This is a genomic window from Vibrio sp. YQ_11 (assembly GCF_043103065.1).
Taxonomy (GTDB): Bacteria; Pseudomonadota; Gammaproteobacteria; order Enterobacterales; family Vibrionaceae; genus Vibrio; species Vibrio parahaemolyticus.
The window spans coordinates 1-14,407 of record NZ_JBICJM010000033.1; the positions used below are offsets into that span (position 1 = coordinate 1).

A 14,407-nucleotide genomic window follows, 5' to 3' on the forward strand; every position below is an offset into this window, starting at 1 on the left:
GTATCGAATTGGATTATCATCAACGAGTGCCCACACAGATTGATAGGTCTATATTGTTAAAGAGCTTGCTTTTCGAGAAGATTTTCTCTCAAAGCGGAGGTGCATTCTAGCGAGATAATTGAAAGAGTCAAACACTTTTTTCAATTTATTTTCTCAGAAGCTTTTTACCTCTCCGACCTTGCTGAGGCCTTATCGCGTCTGCCGTGTCGGTGGATGCGCATTATAGGGAGTTGAGTTCCGAGCGCAACCCTTTTTTGAAAAAAAATGGATAAAACTAGCTATTCGATGACTATTTCATCAAAAAAGCAAAAAAGAGGGTAAAAAACCCTCTTTTTCTGCCTGAAACGCGGAATTTAAATGAATGCGTACGCGTCTGCAAACATACGTTCACTCTTCGCTTTTTTATTCTGAGTGAATTGCTCACGTGCTGCGCCCGCCATTTCAAAACGACCTGCAATATAGATATCGTAGTTTTCTAGGCTTTCGAAATCATCACTCACGGCTTGTAGTACATTACCGACTTTCCCTTGCCAATCTGCAGAGGCTTCCTCAACAACCGGAACAAAGTGAACATTTGCGTATTTCTGTGCAAGTTTGATCAGTTCGTCTTTCGCATACAACTGGCAATTATCACGAGCACCCCAGTATAAATAGATAGGGTTGGTTTTATTCTGTGCTACGCAATGATCCAGAATCGAACGTACGTAACTAAAACCTGTACCACCAGCGATCAATAACAGCGGGCGTTCACTGTCTTCTTGTACCCACGCATCACCGTGCGGCGCATCGATTTCAATATCATTACCTGTATCTAACGCAGCTTTCATCGCTTCGACAACTTCGATGGCGTAAGCGTTGTGTTCAGCAGCTCCGATATGAAGCTCTAATTCGCCTTCATGTCGGCAAGGGCTGCTTGCAATCGAGAATGGGCGTTTGTCCTTTTCTCCCATCACAACCATCAGGTATTGGCCAGCTTTAAACGCAACTGGAGACTCAGGGTGCAGTAGAATTTGGTAAGTATTACAAGCTAACGGCTGAATAGACTTTACTTTACATTGGATGGTCATGGTGTTCCTCTCGCTTACTCATCAAAAGTAAGCACTAAATTACTTTCTGTATAGGCTTGGCAAGGGAATATCCAACCTTGCTGCTGCTCTTTATTGGTTAGCATGGGTTCGAGGTGATATGTCACCTCGCCCGATAGCTTTTTACACATGCACATGGCACAAGCGCCAACTTGGCAACGATGTGGGAAGCGAATATTGTTGTTGAGCGCGGCTTCCAACACCGTTTCCCCTTCTTTAACCTCAAATGTTACGTCTATAGGCAGAAGGTGGACTTGATGACTCATAGAATACCTAACTGGTCCCAAATCTCATCGACTTTAGCCACAAGTTTAGGATCTTTTTTAATTGGCGTACCCCACTCACGCGTGACTTCAGATTCGAACTTGTTAGTCGCATCCAGTCCGAGTTTGGATGAACTTTCTGCCTTACCTGATACTTGAGTGGTATCTCTATCCGGATCCATACGAGTGGTCACCGCCCAAATGATGTCATTCCAATCTCGCGCATTGACGTCCTCATCACACAAGATAACGAACTTGTTGTCAGTGTACTGCGCGAAGAAGTCCCACAGGTCTTCCATTAATGCTTGAGATTGACCCGCTTGGTCTTTCTTCATCGTAACGACGGCAAAACGATTATTGGTTGTTGGCGGTAGATAGATATCAATAATCTCTGGACGCTGTTGTTTCAGTGATTCCAAATCGGCTTCTGTTATTACTTTACTGTCTTGCTTACTGATTTGGGGACGTGTTGCAAGTTCCGCATCCCATTTGATAGTCGCATCTAGTCCCATTTTGGAACCTAACCCCACCACTGGCGACGCAAAGTCGAGAGAATCGATTGGCGTGTTGTCTATCATCAAGGTATCGCGCACTGGATCCATATGTTCGGTCATCGCTTTGACGACGTCATTCCAGTCGCGCGCATTTACCGACTCATCACACACAATCACAAACTTGGTGTACATGAACTGACGCAAGAAGGACCACACTCCCATCATCACGCGCTTCGCATGACCTGGGTATTGCTTCTTCATGGTTACAACGGCCATGCGATACGAACAACCTTCTGGCGGTAGGTAGAAGTCTTCAATCTCAGGGAATTGCTTTTGCAGAATTGGCACGAATACTTCATTCAGTGCCACGCCTAATACCGCTGGCTCATCTGGCGGACGACCAGTATAGGTACTGTGATAAATTGGGTCTTTACGCATGGTGATGTGCGTAATGGTAAAGACGTGATGCTTTTCTTTTTCGTTATAGTAGCCAGTGTGATCGCCGTAAGGGCCTTCATCGGCAAACTCGTTCGGGTCGATGTACCCTTCCATGACGATTTCAGCACTTGCTGGGACTTCCAAATCGTTACTGATGGATTTGACCACTTCGGTTTTACTGCCACGCAGCAAACCAGCAAAGGCATATTCTGATAACGTATCCGGCACTGGCGTCACCGCACCAAGGATAGTGGCAGGGTCGGCACCAAACGCCACGGAAACTGGGAACGGCTTACCCGGGTTGGTTTCCATCCAATCACGCAAATCTAACGCGCCACCACGGTGAGCTAGCCAACGCATGATGATTTTGTTTTTGGCGATTTTTTGTTGGCGGTAGATACCGAGGTTCTGGCGTTTTTTATTCGGCCCTTTGGTGACCGTCAAACCCCACGTTAATAATGGTGCTACGTCTTCCGCCCAACAACTCATCACCGGAATTTTATCCAAATCGACTTCGTCACCTTGCCACACAATGTCTTGGCATGGTGCTTTACGCAGTCGCTTGGCTGGCATATTCAACACTTGTTTGAATACTGGCAGTTTTTCCAATGCGTCTTTGAAGCCTTTTGGTGGCTCAGGTTCTTTTAAATAAGCCAGCAGTTTGCCGACTTCGCGTAACTCTTTTACGTCTTCGCGTCCCATACCTATCGCGACACGCTCTGGCGTACCAAACAGGTTGGTCAGAACAGGAACGTTGTAGCCGATTGGATTTTCAAACAACAGCGCAGGGCCACCAGCACGTAAGGTGCGGTCGCTGATCTCTGTCATTTCGTAAGCGGGATCGACAAGGTGAGTAATGCGTTTAAGTCGACCTTTCTGTTCTAGATGGTCGATAAATTCGCGTAAATCCTTAAAACTCATAGGCCTTCATGCTGGCTGATTAAACTGTCCGCAGTATAACAAATAGGAGGACGCTAAGATCCTCCTATTTTGTGTGGGTATGTGAGCAGGGTTACTTTAATACTTGCTCGATCTGACGAGCCTTTACTTGGCGATTACTTGAAATTAATTCTTCAAGCCATGTTTGGTGGCCTTGTTGAGCCAGTTGACGAGCGACCAGTGTCGCTTCTTCAGATAATGCCATTTTCGCAATAAGAAACTGTTTCACTTCCGGCGATAATGGATTGGATTTAGTGAGTAAGCGAATCGCGTGAGGTTTGAGGCTTGGGTTGATCGTGGCATTCATCAACTGCTGCAAAGAGAAAGCATCTCCTGTATCAGCTAAGCGCTTGAGTTCCTGTTGGCTATTGTAATCGGCGCGCATTCGCCATAGTAAATCGTACATGGCTTTGTCTTGGCTGACTTGCGCCATACGAACGACCACTGCTGTGGACGGTAGCCAACTGGTGACATTCGCTTGAGTTAACTGCGTCGTTAAGGCTTTTAACGCACTTGGCGATAAGCTATCTAGCTCACGAATGAGCAAGGATTCTCTTGTCTGAATTTGTTGAGACGTCCCCGTTAACCACTGCTGCAAGTTTAGCTCTTTTCGTTCAGCTTGCAGCACAAAATCTAACGTGCTTTGGTCTTGTTTCCAACGCTTAATTAAACGACTCGCAATCGCTGGGTAATTGAATGCGGGTACACTGAATTCATAGCCATCGCCTCGCTCCAACATTTGATACGTGGGTGTCAAACGAACTTGCGATTCCACGAACAGTGCCATGCGCGGGGTAAGTATGATGTTTTGCTGTTCTAATTTTTCCAACAGGCGAAAACGCACCACTTCTTGCTGAGGAAAAGCGAGCCGATCGAGGGAAAATTTAAGCGAATCAACCTCATCTCTGACCACGTACTCAAGGAGTTCAGAAACTTTGGTTTGAATTTGAGTATCCTGAAGCCACTGTTCTACCACAGACTCCTGCATTTCCTTCGCAGAAACGGCCACGGGTAGAGTGAGCAGTGACAAGCTCAGGAGTAATGACGACAACATTCCTTGTTGCATGTTAACCTCCCGATAACATTTGTTCTCATTCTGCTGCTTCTATTGATAGAAAGCAATAAAAAAGCCACCATTTTTGTGGTGGCTTTTTCAAAATAAGAACTCAGTTATTACTGACGACGCATCGCATCGAAGAACTCATCATTCGTCTTCGTCATTGCTAGCTTATCGATTAGGAATTCCATTGCGTCGATTTCGCCCATTGGGTGAACGATCTTACGCAGAATCCACATCTTCTGTAGTTCGTCAGTCTTCGTCAGTAGCTCTTCACGACGTGTACCTGAGCGGTTGAAGTCAATCGCAGGGAATACACGCTTCTCAGCAATCTTACGGTTCAAGTGCAGTTCCATGTTACCTGTACCCTTGAACTCTTCGTAGATAACTTCATCCATCTTAGAACCAGTATCGACTAGTGCCGTTGCGATGATAGTTAGGCTGCCGCCTTCTTCTACGTTACGTGCCGCACCGAAGAAACGCTTAGGACGGTGCAATGCGTTTGCATCCACACCACCTGTTAGTACTTTACCTGATGAAGGCACTACGGTGTTGTAAGCACGAGCTAGACGAGTGATAGAGTCAAGCAGGATAACAACGTCTTTCTTGTGTTCAACAAGACGTTTTGCTTTCTCGATTACCATTTCTGCCACTTGTACGTGACGAGATGCTGGCTCATCGAAAGTCGACGCGACTACTTCACCTTTAACTAGACGCTGCATCTCTGTTACTTCTTCTGGACGTTCGTCGATAAGAAGTACCATCAACTCACACTCTGGATGGTTGTATGCGATGCTTTGAGCGATATTTTGCAGAAGCATTGTCTTACCCGCTTTTGGCGGAGCAACAATCAGACCACGTTGACCTTTACCGATAGGCGATGCCAAGTCTAAAACACGTGCTGTGATGTCTTCTGTAGAACCGTTACCACGCTCCATTACCATGCGTTCATTCGCATGCAGAGGGGTAAGGTTTTCAAATAGGATCTTGTTACGAGCGTTGTCTGGTTTGTCGTCGTTAACTGTATTGACTTTTAGAAGGGCAAAGTAGCGTTCACCGTCTTTTGGTGGGCGAATTTTACCAGCAATTGAGTCACCAGTACGTAGGTTAAAACGACGAATCTGACTTGGTGATACGTAGATGTCGTCCGGACCAGCAAGGTACGAACTGTCTGCACTGCGTAGGAAACCAAAGCCGTCTTGCAGAATTTCCAGAACCCCATCGCCAAAGATGTCTTCGCCGCCTTTAGCGTGCGCTTTTAAAATCGCGAAGATGATGTCTTGTTTTCTTAAGCGAGCTAGGTTCTCTAGTCCTAAGCTTTCGCCCAGTTTTACAAGGTCAGACACAGGTCTGTTCTTCAGTTCGGTAAGGTTCATGGTGGTGGATTCTTGTTTAGTCAAAATAAGATCTGTTTTCTAGTTAAGATGGATTTGGTCTCAGGATCGACCAAGAAGAGAAATTTGTTCAATTAACGCGCGATAAGTTAGCACTAATTAATATTCTAGTCCAGAGTTAGAAAAACAAAACCGCGCATTGTTACATTGCACGGTTTTATCTGTAATCACTTGGTGATTATAAGTTTGCGTCCAAGAACTCTTTAAGCTGAGTCTTAGACAAAGCACCAACTTTCGTTGCCGCTACGTTGCCGTCTTTGAATAACAGTAGCGTTGGAATACCGCGAATACCAAACTTAGGCGGCGTGCCTGCGTTATGGTCGATGTTTAGTTTACCGATAGTGAGTTTGCCTTCGTACTCTTCAGCGATTTCGTCCAGGATAGGAGCGATCATTTTACAAGGACCACACCATTCTGCCCAAAAATCTACGAGAACTGGGCCTGCAGCATTGATTACATCGTTTTCAAAACCGTCATCAGTTAGCTGCAAAATCTTATCACTCATCTTCCACTCCAATGTGTTTTTCGAAACTGGTTGGATGATAACCAGTAATTAGATGCCCTATTGGAATGTATTTACTTTCGTATTGCAAGCTTTAGCTGATATTCTATAGCCATGAAAAAGACGCATATCACAGAGCAAAAGTTCGCCGATTTGGGTTTACAGCCCCAAGTTACTGAAGGATTGGAAAAAAAAGGGTTCGAATATTGTACCCCTATCCAAGCCTTGGCGTTGCCGGTACTGCTCACCGGCCAAGACATCGCAGGCCAGGCCCAAACGGGCACTGGTAAAACGCTTGCGTTTTTAACTGCAACCTTCAACCACCTACTTACGACACCTGAGCACGAAGGCCGTCAACCAACGCAACCGCGCGCAATTATTATGGCGCCAACGCGTGAGCTAGCGATTCAGATCTTCAACGATGCTGAGCCGCTGATTGCAAGCACAGGTCTAAAAGCAGCATTAGCTTACGGTGGCGAAAGCTACGATAAGCAACTTGCGAAGCTACAAGATGGCGTAGACATTCTAATCGGCACGACTGGCCGTATCATCGATTTCTACAAACAGCGCGTTTTCAACCTAAACAACATTCAAGCAGTTGTGTTAGATGAAGCCGACCGCATGTTCGATCTTGGCTTTATTAAAGACATTCGTTTCTTGTTCCGTCGTATGCCTGAGCCAAAAGAGCGTTTGAACATGTTGTTCTCTGCGACTTTGTCTTACCGCGTGCAAGAGTTGGCTTTCGAGCATATGCACAATCCTGAGCATGTTGTGGTTGAGCCAGCACAAAAAACCGGTCACCGTATCCAAGAAGAGCTGTTCTACCCATCTAATGAAGACAAGATGGCTCTACTTCAAACTCTGATTGAAGAAGAGTGGCCAGATCGCGCAATCGTGTTTGCGAACACCAAACATAAATGTGAGTCAGTTTGGGGCCACTTGGCGGCAGATGGTCACCGCGTTGGCCTATTAACAGGTGATGTTCCACAGAAGAAACGTGAAAAGATTCTTGAGCAATTCACTAAAGGCGATGTCGACATTCTTGTTGCGACTGACGTTGCAGCCCGTGGTCTACACATTCCTCAAGTAACACACGTATTCAACTATGACCTTCCTGACGACTGTGAGGATTACGTACACCGCATTGGTCGTACGGGTCGTGCGGGCGCGAGCGGTCACTCAATCAGCTTTGCGTGTGAAGAATACGCAATCAACTTGCCTGCGATTGAAGAATACATCGAACACACCATTCCTGTGTCGGAATACGATGCATCAGCTCTGATTCAAGATCTGCCTGCGCCAATCCGCATGCGTGCGCCGCGCGTTCAGCAACGCCGCACCAACACCGGTGGTACTCGCTCTGGTAACCGTAAGCCTCAAGGACGTCGTCCCCGTCAGCCACGTCAATCAGCGCCGAAACAATCATAAAAGGAAACTGAAGTCGTTTATGAGTCAAGCAGGATCATCACCGCTATACGCAGCCATCGACCTCGGGTCGAACAGTTTTCACATGCTCGTTGTGCGTCACATCGATGGCAGCGTTCAAACAATGGCTAAAATTAAGCGCAAAGTTCGTCTAGCGGCGGGCTTAGATGAACATAATTCTCTTAGTATGGAAGCTATGCAGCGAGGATGGGACTGCTTAAGTCTATTTGCGGAACGCTTGCAGGATATTCCTACACAAAACATTCGCATTGTCGGCACAGCGACTTTACGTACTGCCACCAATGTGGATGTATTTCTAGAGAAAGCAAACCAGATTCTGGGGCAGCCAATCGAAGTCATCTCTGGTGAAGAAGAAGCCGCCACTATCTATAAAGGTGTTGCCCACACATCAGGTGGTAGTGGTCGTCGCCTTGTGGTTGATATTGGTGGCGCGAGCACTGAGCTGATTATTGGCGAAGGTTTTGAAGCGAAAGCCCTCACCAGCCTAAAAATGGGCTGCGTGACATGGTTGGAGAACTTCTTTAAAGATCGCCAACTGAATGCCCGTAACTTCGAAGCTGCGATTGAAGGCGCAAAGCAAACCATCAAGCCAATCTTAGAACAGTACACCGATCTTGGTTGGGATGTGTGCGTAGGTGCATCTGGTACCGTTCAGGCGCTACAAGAAATCATGCTGGCGCAGGGTATGGACGAAGTAATTACTCACTCCAAACTTAAGCGTTTACAAAAGCAAGCCATGCTAGCCGATCATTTGGAAGAGCTCGACATCGAAGGTTTAACGCTTGAGCGTGCCTTGGTCTTCCCTAGCGGCCTGTCTATTCTTATCGCGATTTTCGAGTTACTTGAAATAGATGCGATGACACTCGCGGGCGGCGCATTGCGTGAAGGCTTGGTTTATGAAATGGTCGACGAGCTGCGTCAAAATGACATTCGTGCTCGCACCATTTGTAGCGTGCAAAGCCGTTATCAGCTTGATTGCCAATATGGTGAACAAGTGGCAACGCTGGCTGGTAAGCTTTTAGAGCAAGCCGGTGGCGATGAGTGGATTGCTGAGCCTCAAGGTAAAGTTCTGCTCGAAACCACAGCAAAATTGCACGAAATTGGCCTAACCATCGACTTTAAAAAAGGCGGTGAACATAGTGCTTACTTACTGCAAAACCTCGATTTACCAGGCTATACACGTGCGCAGAAGTTCTTTATTGGTGAAATTGCACGCCGTTACCGCGAGCAGCTAAGCTCACTGCCAGAGCAACATGCTATATCTGGAACAAGTGCCAAACGCGTGCTGCGTTTGCTGCGTCTTGCGGTTCTACTGACCCACCGCCGCAACCCAAGCTTAGAACCACAAGTCGAGCTATTGGCTGAAGGTGATAAACTGACGTTGAGCATTGATGCGAAATGGCTAGAAGCTAACCCGCTTACGGCTGCTGAGTTAGAAATAGAATCGAACCGTCAAACAGACATTGGTTGGCCATTAACGATTACCGCTTGCTAATGATTGTTATCGAGTAAAAAGGCTCCTTATGGAGCCTTTTTGTTATTTGGCATTCCAATGCACAGTGCTTGGAGCTTTAGAACACCCATGATCTTATTGCTCTTTGTGCTGTACAACGAGACTCGTACCCGTCCTTCAAATACAAGAAAGCCGCTGGATTCAGCAGCTTTTTGTTATTCACATTCAATCAGCGAGATTACGCAGCCGTACTCACTTTGAAGTCTGGGTTTACTGCGGTTAGCTTCTTAATCAGATAATTCAGTAATACACCGTACATTGGGACAAACAAGCCAAGGCTGATCACCAACTTGAAGCCGTAATCCACCAGCGCGATTTCCGTCCAATGCTCAGCCATAAATGGATCTGGACTTTGGTAGAATGCAATCGCAAAGAACGCGATGGTATCTAGCGCATTACCAAAGAGTGTCGAACACGTTGGAGCTACCCACCACTGCTTCATTTGGCGTAGACGGTTGAACACATGCACATCCATGATCTGACCAAGTAAGTAAGCCATGAAACTCGCAATCGCAATACGTGCGACAAACAGGTTAAATTCCCCTAGATGACTAAAACCTTGGAACTGACCTTCAAAGAACACAACCGACAGGAAGTAAGACACCGCTAACGCAGGCAACATCACTAAGAAGATGATCTTACGCGCTAACTGAGCACCAAAAATACGAACAGTTAAGTCTGTCGCTAGGAAGATAAATGGGAAGGTAAATGCGCCCCAAGTGGTGTGCAGACCGAAGATAGTAAACGGTAGCTGAACCAGATAATTGCTGGATGCAATAATGACTAGATGGAATAAAACCAGATAGATAAGGGCGTTGCGCTGCTGCGCAGGGGTAAAGTTACTCATGCGATACCTTTTTAGTTTGGTTTGGGGGCGAGGGAACCCAAATCGAGCATTTTCAGTAACGAAAACAACTCTTACCAACAATGTAAAATGAAAATTCAAATCGGCTTCACTCATTCCAAGCGAAGCGGTGGGCGATTATACATTAACCAATTGCGCTCGCAAGCGGTGCTTTTTACGCAAACGTTTATCCGATAATTTCACCTTTGCACCAAAGAATTGGGCGAAAAACGAAAAAGGGTGTTTCATGTGAAACACCCTATAAGGAAATGATTTAAAGAGTTGATAAATTGAGTTTAGAAGCCGCGTTGAAATAATCCAGCAAGATAATCGAGCTCTTCCCTGCTCTCTTCAATGTTCAGCGCTTCAAACCAAATCGCTTCACTGTAATGCTCCGCTTTCATAAATAAGCGGCAACCTTCAAAGTCGATCAGCCAAGAGTGGATATCCGCATCCCACTGTTTTTCGATTACCGTCGCAGAGAGTAAACCCACCAAACGCTCACCTAACGCCGGAAAGGTGTCTAAATCAAAACTTGGGGCTGCAATCAGCAAACGACCTTCTTCGGCAATGTATTCTGTTAGGCCAAATTCCTTCTGCATTTTGGTTCCTTATCCGTGGTGAGTGATGTGTTCTTGAATCAGATCCAAGAATGGATCGGCATATTTTTCTAATTTACGTTGACCTACCCCGCTCACCGCCAGCATTTCGCCATACGACGTCGGCAGAATCTCCGCCATATCAATCAAGGTCGCATCACTAAATACAACGTATGGTGGTAAGCCATCTTCATCGGCAATCGACTTACGCAGCTTGCGTAATTTCGCAAACAGCTTCTTATCGTAGTTTTTGCTGGTCAGTTTGTCCGACTTCGCAGCGCGTGCTGCGGTATCCAAACGAGGAACCGCTAGCTCGAGCGACACATCCCCGCGCAATAATGGTCGAGCTTCCTCGGTCAGTTGCAACGTCGAGTTTCGGGTGATGTTTTGAAACAACAGCCCTTTGTGGATTAACTGGCGGAAGATACTCACCCAGTAATCATGGCTGTGATCGCGGCCAATGCCGTATGTAGAGATCTTATCGTGGCCATGTTCACGCACGCGGATATTTTGCATACCACGCAGCACCTCAACCACATACGTCATACCAAAGCTTTGGTTAACGCGGTAAACACACGACAACGCTTTTCGCGCTTCTTCTGTCGCATCAAAATGTTTGGGTGGATCGAGGCAGATATCGCAGTTACCACAAGGCTTCTCGCGGTATTCACCAAAGTAGTTGAGCAGAACCTGACGACGACAGGTTTGCGCTTCCGCAAAGGCACTCATCGCATTAAGTTTATGGCTTTCTACTTGCTTTTGCGGTCCATCGTCTTTTTCATCCAGCATGCGACGTAGCCAACTGATGTCTGCAGGGTCGTACAACATCATCGCTTCAGCAGGCAAACCATCTCGCCCTGCTCGTCCCGTTTCTTGGTAGTAGGATTCAATATTGCGCGGAATATCAAAGTGCACCACAAAACGGACGTTCGGCTTGTTGATACCCATACCAAAGGCAACCGTCGCGACCACGATTTGAATGTCATCACGCTGAAACGCCTCTTGAACGTAAGCACGCTCATCAGCGTCCATCCCTGCATGATAGCCCGCCGCACGGATGTGGTTGTTGCACAACTTCTCCGTCACCATTTCGACTTTCTTACGGCTACCACAGTAAATGATGCCGCAATTGCCCTTTTGGGTGTCGAGATAACGAATGATCTGAGAAATCGGCTTGTGCTTCTCGACCAGGTTGTAGCGGATATTCGGACGGTCAAAACTGCCTAAGTGGACATGAGGTTCATGCAAACGTAAGCGTTCAAGAATGTCGCGACGTGTAGCGTCATCCGCAGTGGCGGTGAGCGCCATAAATGGCACATGCGAAAAATGCTGCTTTAACTGACCCAGAGCGGCGTATTCGGGACGGAAATCGTGTCCCCACTGCGAGATACAGTGCGCTTCATCCACCGCAATCATCGCCAAAGGCAAGTTTTCGAGGCGCTCGATGAAGTCACGCATTAACACGCGTTCTGGTGAGACGTAAACCAATTTGAGTTGACCGCTGTGCATGCGGTTATACACACTCAGCAGCTCTTCACGGCTCATGGTGGAGTTCACACACTCTGCCGCAACGCCGTTGGCTTTGAGCTGATCGACCTGGTCTTTCATCAAAGAAATCAGCGGCGAAATCACTAAGGTGATGCCACTGCGAACCAGTGCAGGTATCTGATAGCAAAGAGATTTGCCACCGCCTGTCGGCATGATCACCAGACTGTCTTTGCCCTCGACCGCCGATTCGATGACCTCTTGCTGGCCATCACGAAACGTTTGATAACCGAAAACTTCCTCCAACACACGTTGAGGCGTTACCGGTAAGTCTGATTGTTCGGCTAACAAAGTTGAGGTCATGAAAAATCTCAGATTGGGTGATGTAGAAATGCTTTTGCATGCCACCAGCACACAAAGTGAGGGCACATTGTAATGGGGTTTCATGGCGAATAAAACCGCAAATTGTTAGGTGTTTCACACCACGGCTCGTATACTGATTTTCTGCTCTATAAACACACAATTAGGTGACACTTCATGACACCAGAAGAACAACAGCGCGCGCGGCAAGGTGTCCTGCTTGCGGTTGGCGCGTACACGATGTGGGGCATTGCGCCCATGTACTTTAAATCGATAGCACAAGTGTCTCCTCTCGAGATCCTAAGCCACCGAGTGATTTGGTCTTTCTTTTTGCTTGCCGCACTTCTTCATTTTGGCCGTCACTGGCGCTCGGTTTATCACATCGCCACAGATAAAAAGAAAATCGCGTATTTGCTTTCCAGTTCGGTATTGATTGGTGGCAACTGGCTGATCTTCATTTGGGCGGTTAACTCCAATCACATGCTGGATGCCAGCTTAGGCTATTACATCAACCCGCTGATTAACGTGTTGCTCGGTATGGTGTTCTTAGGCGAACGACTACGTAAGCTGCAATGGTTTGCTGTGGTATTGGCAGGATGCGGCGTTTTGGTGCAGTTGATCGTCTTTGGTTCGGTGCCAATTGTAGCGATGGCGTTGGCGATGAGCTTCGGTTTTTACGGTTTGCTACGTAAGAAAGTCGCGGTGGATGCTCAAACGGGTTTGTTTGTCGAAACGCTAATCTTATTACCCGCTGCCGCCGTTTATCTTCTGTTTATTGCCAGTTCACCAACGGCAAACATGATTGAAAACCCATGGCAGCTCAATACGTTGTTGATTGCAGCAGGTGTGGTGACGACCTTGCCATTGCTGTGCTTCACTGGTGCCGCGACTCGCCTCAAATTATCAACGCTCGGCTTTTTCCAGTACATCGGCCCTAGCCTGATGTTCTTGCTTGCAGTGTTAATTTACGGCGAGACCTTCACGATGGATAAAGCGATTACGTTCGCCTTTATTTGGGGAGCTCTTGTGGTATTTAGCTTCGATGGGCTGCGCAACAATCGCCGTTCACGCCGAGCCATTCAGTCACAGTGATCGTTTTTTACAAGACAATCTAACAATTGATGGATAAGCTTGGTCATTATGTGACCAAGCTTTTTTTGTATGTAATGGAACAGATTCAATACTACGCGACCGACCATGACCAACTGAGTCTGATCGAGGCGAAATACCACAAGTTTGCTTTTCAAAGGCACTATCATTTGGATTTTCACCTCGGCTTGATCACGCATGGTGAGCAGAAGTTTCATTATCAAGGCTCTCATCACCAAGTCGGTCATGGGCAAATCGTTATTATGCCGCCCGATGAACTGCACGACGGCCAATCTAAGCTTGCCAGTGGCTATCAAGTGAATGTTTTTTCGATCGAACCACACTTACTTAGCGATCTGGCAGATCTTAAACAAAACGGTCAAATTATCCGCTTTAATGAGTTGATCATCTCCGATCCACAGATATTTTCACAACTTAGTAACTTGCACGGACTATTGAGGCGCGAAAATCTCAGTCAATTGACCAAAGATTGTCTTCCGTTTGAGGGATTTAACCAACTTTTTGATCGCTACGGATCGCTGGCAAGGCAAAAAGTCATTCCATTAGGTAAGCAATCTCTCAACACCTTAAAAGATTACTTAATGGCGAACCTCGACCAATCGGTACGGCTGGAGTCTCTTTCTGAGCTTTGCCAGCTAAGCCCGACTCAATTTCAACGCCATTTCAAAGCGCAAACTGGCATGACACCGTATGCGTGGTTTGCCCGTTTACGACTCGAGCAAGGGATGAAGCTGCTACAAGCAGGACAATGCGGTACTGAAGTCGCGCATCAAATTGGTTTTTACGATCAGGCACATTTCAGCAAAGCCTTTAAGCAGACTTATGGCGTCTCTCCGTCTCAAGTCACTCGATAACAGCACGCTCATCTTAGGCTGTCA

Annotated in this window: 13 protein-coding genes; 4 read left to right on the top strand and 9 right to left on the bottom strand. The window is 46.8% G+C overall.

What is annotated here, in order from left to right; genetic code table 11:
• Nucleotides 1-353: 353 nt before the first annotated feature.
• From fre to trxA, 6 genes are all read right to left on the bottom strand, one after another.
• Nucleotides 354-1,067, bottom strand: coding sequence for an NAD(P)H-flavin reductase (gene fre / locus ACF8EG_RS12800; protein ID WP_031851161.1), 714 nt, complete (start codon nt 1,065-1,067; stop codon nt 354-356).
• A gap of 14 nt (nt 1,068-1,081) precedes the next feature.
• Entirely contained in the window at nt 1,082-1,351 is a 270-nt protein-coding gene (locus tag ACF8EG_RS12805; RefSeq protein ID WP_005459133.1) for a 2Fe-2S iron-sulfur cluster-binding protein, read from the bottom strand.
• Complete coding sequence (gene ubiD, locus ACF8EG_RS12810; RefSeq protein ID WP_392419481.1) at nt 1,348-3,201, bottom strand: 4-hydroxy-3-polyprenylbenzoate decarboxylase; 1,854 nt, start codon at nt 3,199-3,201, stop codon at nt 1,348-1,350. Before ubiD ends, ACF8EG_RS12805 begins: the two co-directional genes overlap by 4 nt.
• 91 nt (nt 3,202-3,292) lie before the next feature.
• Nucleotides 3,293-4,285 carry a hypothetical protein gene (locus ACF8EG_RS12815; protein WP_005480957.1) on the bottom strand — a complete coding sequence of 331 codons (993 nt, stop codon included), beginning with the start codon at nt 4,283-4,285 and terminating at the stop codon, nt 3,293-3,295.
• 107 nt (nt 4,286-4,392) lie between these two features.
• Nucleotides 4,393-5,652: a transcription termination factor Rho gene (gene rho / locus ACF8EG_RS12820; protein WP_005378757.1), complete on the bottom strand. Its 1,260-nt coding sequence runs from the start codon at nt 5,650-5,652 to the stop codon at nt 4,393-4,395.
• Nucleotides 5,653-5,848: 196 nt separating this feature from the next.
• Nucleotides 5,849-6,175 carry a thioredoxin TrxA gene (gene trxA / locus ACF8EG_RS12825; protein ID WP_005458583.1) on the bottom strand — a complete coding sequence of 109 codons (327 nt, stop codon included), beginning with the start codon at nt 6,173-6,175 and terminating at the stop codon, nt 5,849-5,851.
• Nucleotides 6,176-6,286: 111 nt separating this feature from the next.
• Here trxA and rhlB point away from each other — a divergent pair, with 111 nt between their 5' ends.
• A complete protein-coding gene (gene rhlB, locus ACF8EG_RS12830; protein WP_005458582.1) occupies nt 6,287-7,600 on the top strand; it encodes an ATP-dependent RNA helicase RhlB in 1,314 nt (437 codons plus the stop codon).
• Nucleotides 7,601-7,619: 19 nt separating this feature from the next.
• On the top strand, nt 7,620-9,113 hold the full coding sequence (gene gppA, locus ACF8EG_RS12835) for a guanosine-5'-triphosphate,3'-diphosphate diphosphatase (protein ID WP_005480964.1): 1,494 nt from the start codon (nt 7,620-7,622) through the stop codon (nt 9,111-9,113).
• A 196-nt stretch (nt 9,114-9,309) separates the two neighbouring features.
• On the opposite strand, the gene ACF8EG_RS12840 is transcribed toward gppA, so the two are convergent.
• The 3 genes from ACF8EG_RS12840 to recQ all read right to left on the bottom strand — a co-directional run bounded on the left by ACF8EG_RS12840 (nt 9,310) and on the right by recQ (nt 12,422).
• Nucleotides 9,310-9,978, bottom strand: coding sequence for a 7-cyano-7-deazaguanine/7-aminomethyl-7-deazaguanine transporter (locus tag ACF8EG_RS12840; protein WP_005497391.1), 669 nt, complete (start codon nt 9,976-9,978; stop codon nt 9,310-9,312).
• A 293-nt stretch (nt 9,979-10,271) separates the two neighbouring features.
• Nucleotides 10,272-10,577 carry a DUF3630 family protein gene (locus ACF8EG_RS12845; RefSeq protein ID WP_020839845.1) on the bottom strand — a complete coding sequence of 102 codons (306 nt, stop codon included), beginning with the start codon at nt 10,575-10,577 and terminating at the stop codon, nt 10,272-10,274.
• Between the two features lie 9 nt (nt 10,578-10,586).
• Complete coding sequence (gene recQ / locus ACF8EG_RS12850) at nt 10,587-12,422, bottom strand: ATP-dependent DNA helicase RecQ (RefSeq protein WP_024700227.1); 1,836 nt, start codon at nt 12,420-12,422, stop codon at nt 10,587-10,589.
• Nucleotides 12,423-12,596: 174 nt separating this feature from the next.
• On the opposite strand from recQ, the gene rarD reads away from it, so the two are divergent.
• On the top strand, nt 12,597-13,511 hold the full coding sequence (gene rarD, locus ACF8EG_RS12855) for an EamA family transporter RarD (RefSeq protein ID WP_005497386.1): 915 nt from the start codon (nt 12,597-12,599) through the stop codon (nt 13,509-13,511).
• Nucleotides 13,512-13,585: 74 nt separating this feature from the next.
• Nucleotides 13,586-14,383: an AraC family transcriptional regulator gene (locus ACF8EG_RS12860; RefSeq protein WP_031778523.1), complete on the top strand. Its 798-nt coding sequence runs from the start codon at nt 13,586-13,588 to the stop codon at nt 14,381-14,383.
• Nucleotides 14,384-14,407: the final 24 nt, after the last annotated feature.

Bases quoted from the DNA above. Each gene is read 5' to 3' on its own strand.
- fre (WP_031851161.1), bottom strand. From the start codon at position 1,067: ATGACCATCCAATGTAAAGTAAAGTCTATTCAGCCGTTAGCTTGTAAT.
- ACF8EG_RS12805 (WP_005459133.1), bottom strand. From the start codon at position 1,351: ATGAGTCATCAAGTCCACCTTCTGCCTATAGACGTAACATTTGAGGTT.
- ubiD (WP_392419481.1), bottom strand. From the start codon at position 3,201: ATGAGTTTTAAGGATTTACGCGAATTTATCGACCATCTAGAACAGAAA.
- ACF8EG_RS12815 (WP_005480957.1), bottom strand. From the start codon at position 4,285: ATGCAACAAGGAATGTTGTCGTCATTACTCCTGAGCTTGTCACTGCTC.
- rho (WP_005378757.1), bottom strand. From the start codon at position 5,652: ATGAACCTTACCGAACTGAAGAACAGACCTGTGTCTGACCTTGTAAAA.
- trxA (WP_005458583.1), bottom strand. From the start codon at position 6,175: ATGAGTGATAAGATTTTGCAGCTAACTGATGACGGTTTTGAAAACGAT.
- rhlB (WP_005458582.1), top strand. From the start codon at position 6,287: ATGAAAAAGACGCATATCACAGAGCAAAAGTTCGCCGATTTGGGTTTA.
- gppA (WP_005480964.1), top strand. From the start codon at position 7,620: ATGAGTCAAGCAGGATCATCACCGCTATACGCAGCCATCGACCTCGGG.
- ACF8EG_RS12840 (WP_005497391.1), bottom strand. From the start codon at position 9,978: ATGAGTAACTTTACCCCTGCGCAGCAGCGCAACGCCCTTATCTATCTG.
- ACF8EG_RS12845 (WP_020839845.1), bottom strand. From the start codon at position 10,577: ATGCAGAAGGAATTTGGCCTAACAGAATACATTGCCGAAGAAGGTCGT.
- recQ (WP_024700227.1), bottom strand. From the start codon at position 12,422: ATGACCTCAACTTTGTTAGCCGAACAATCAGACTTACCGGTAACGCCT.
- rarD (WP_005497386.1), top strand. From the start codon at position 12,597: ATGACACCAGAAGAACAACAGCGCGCGCGGCAAGGTGTCCTGCTTGCG.
- ACF8EG_RS12860 (WP_031778523.1), top strand. From the start codon at position 13,586: ATGGAACAGATTCAATACTACGCGACCGACCATGACCAACTGAGTCTG.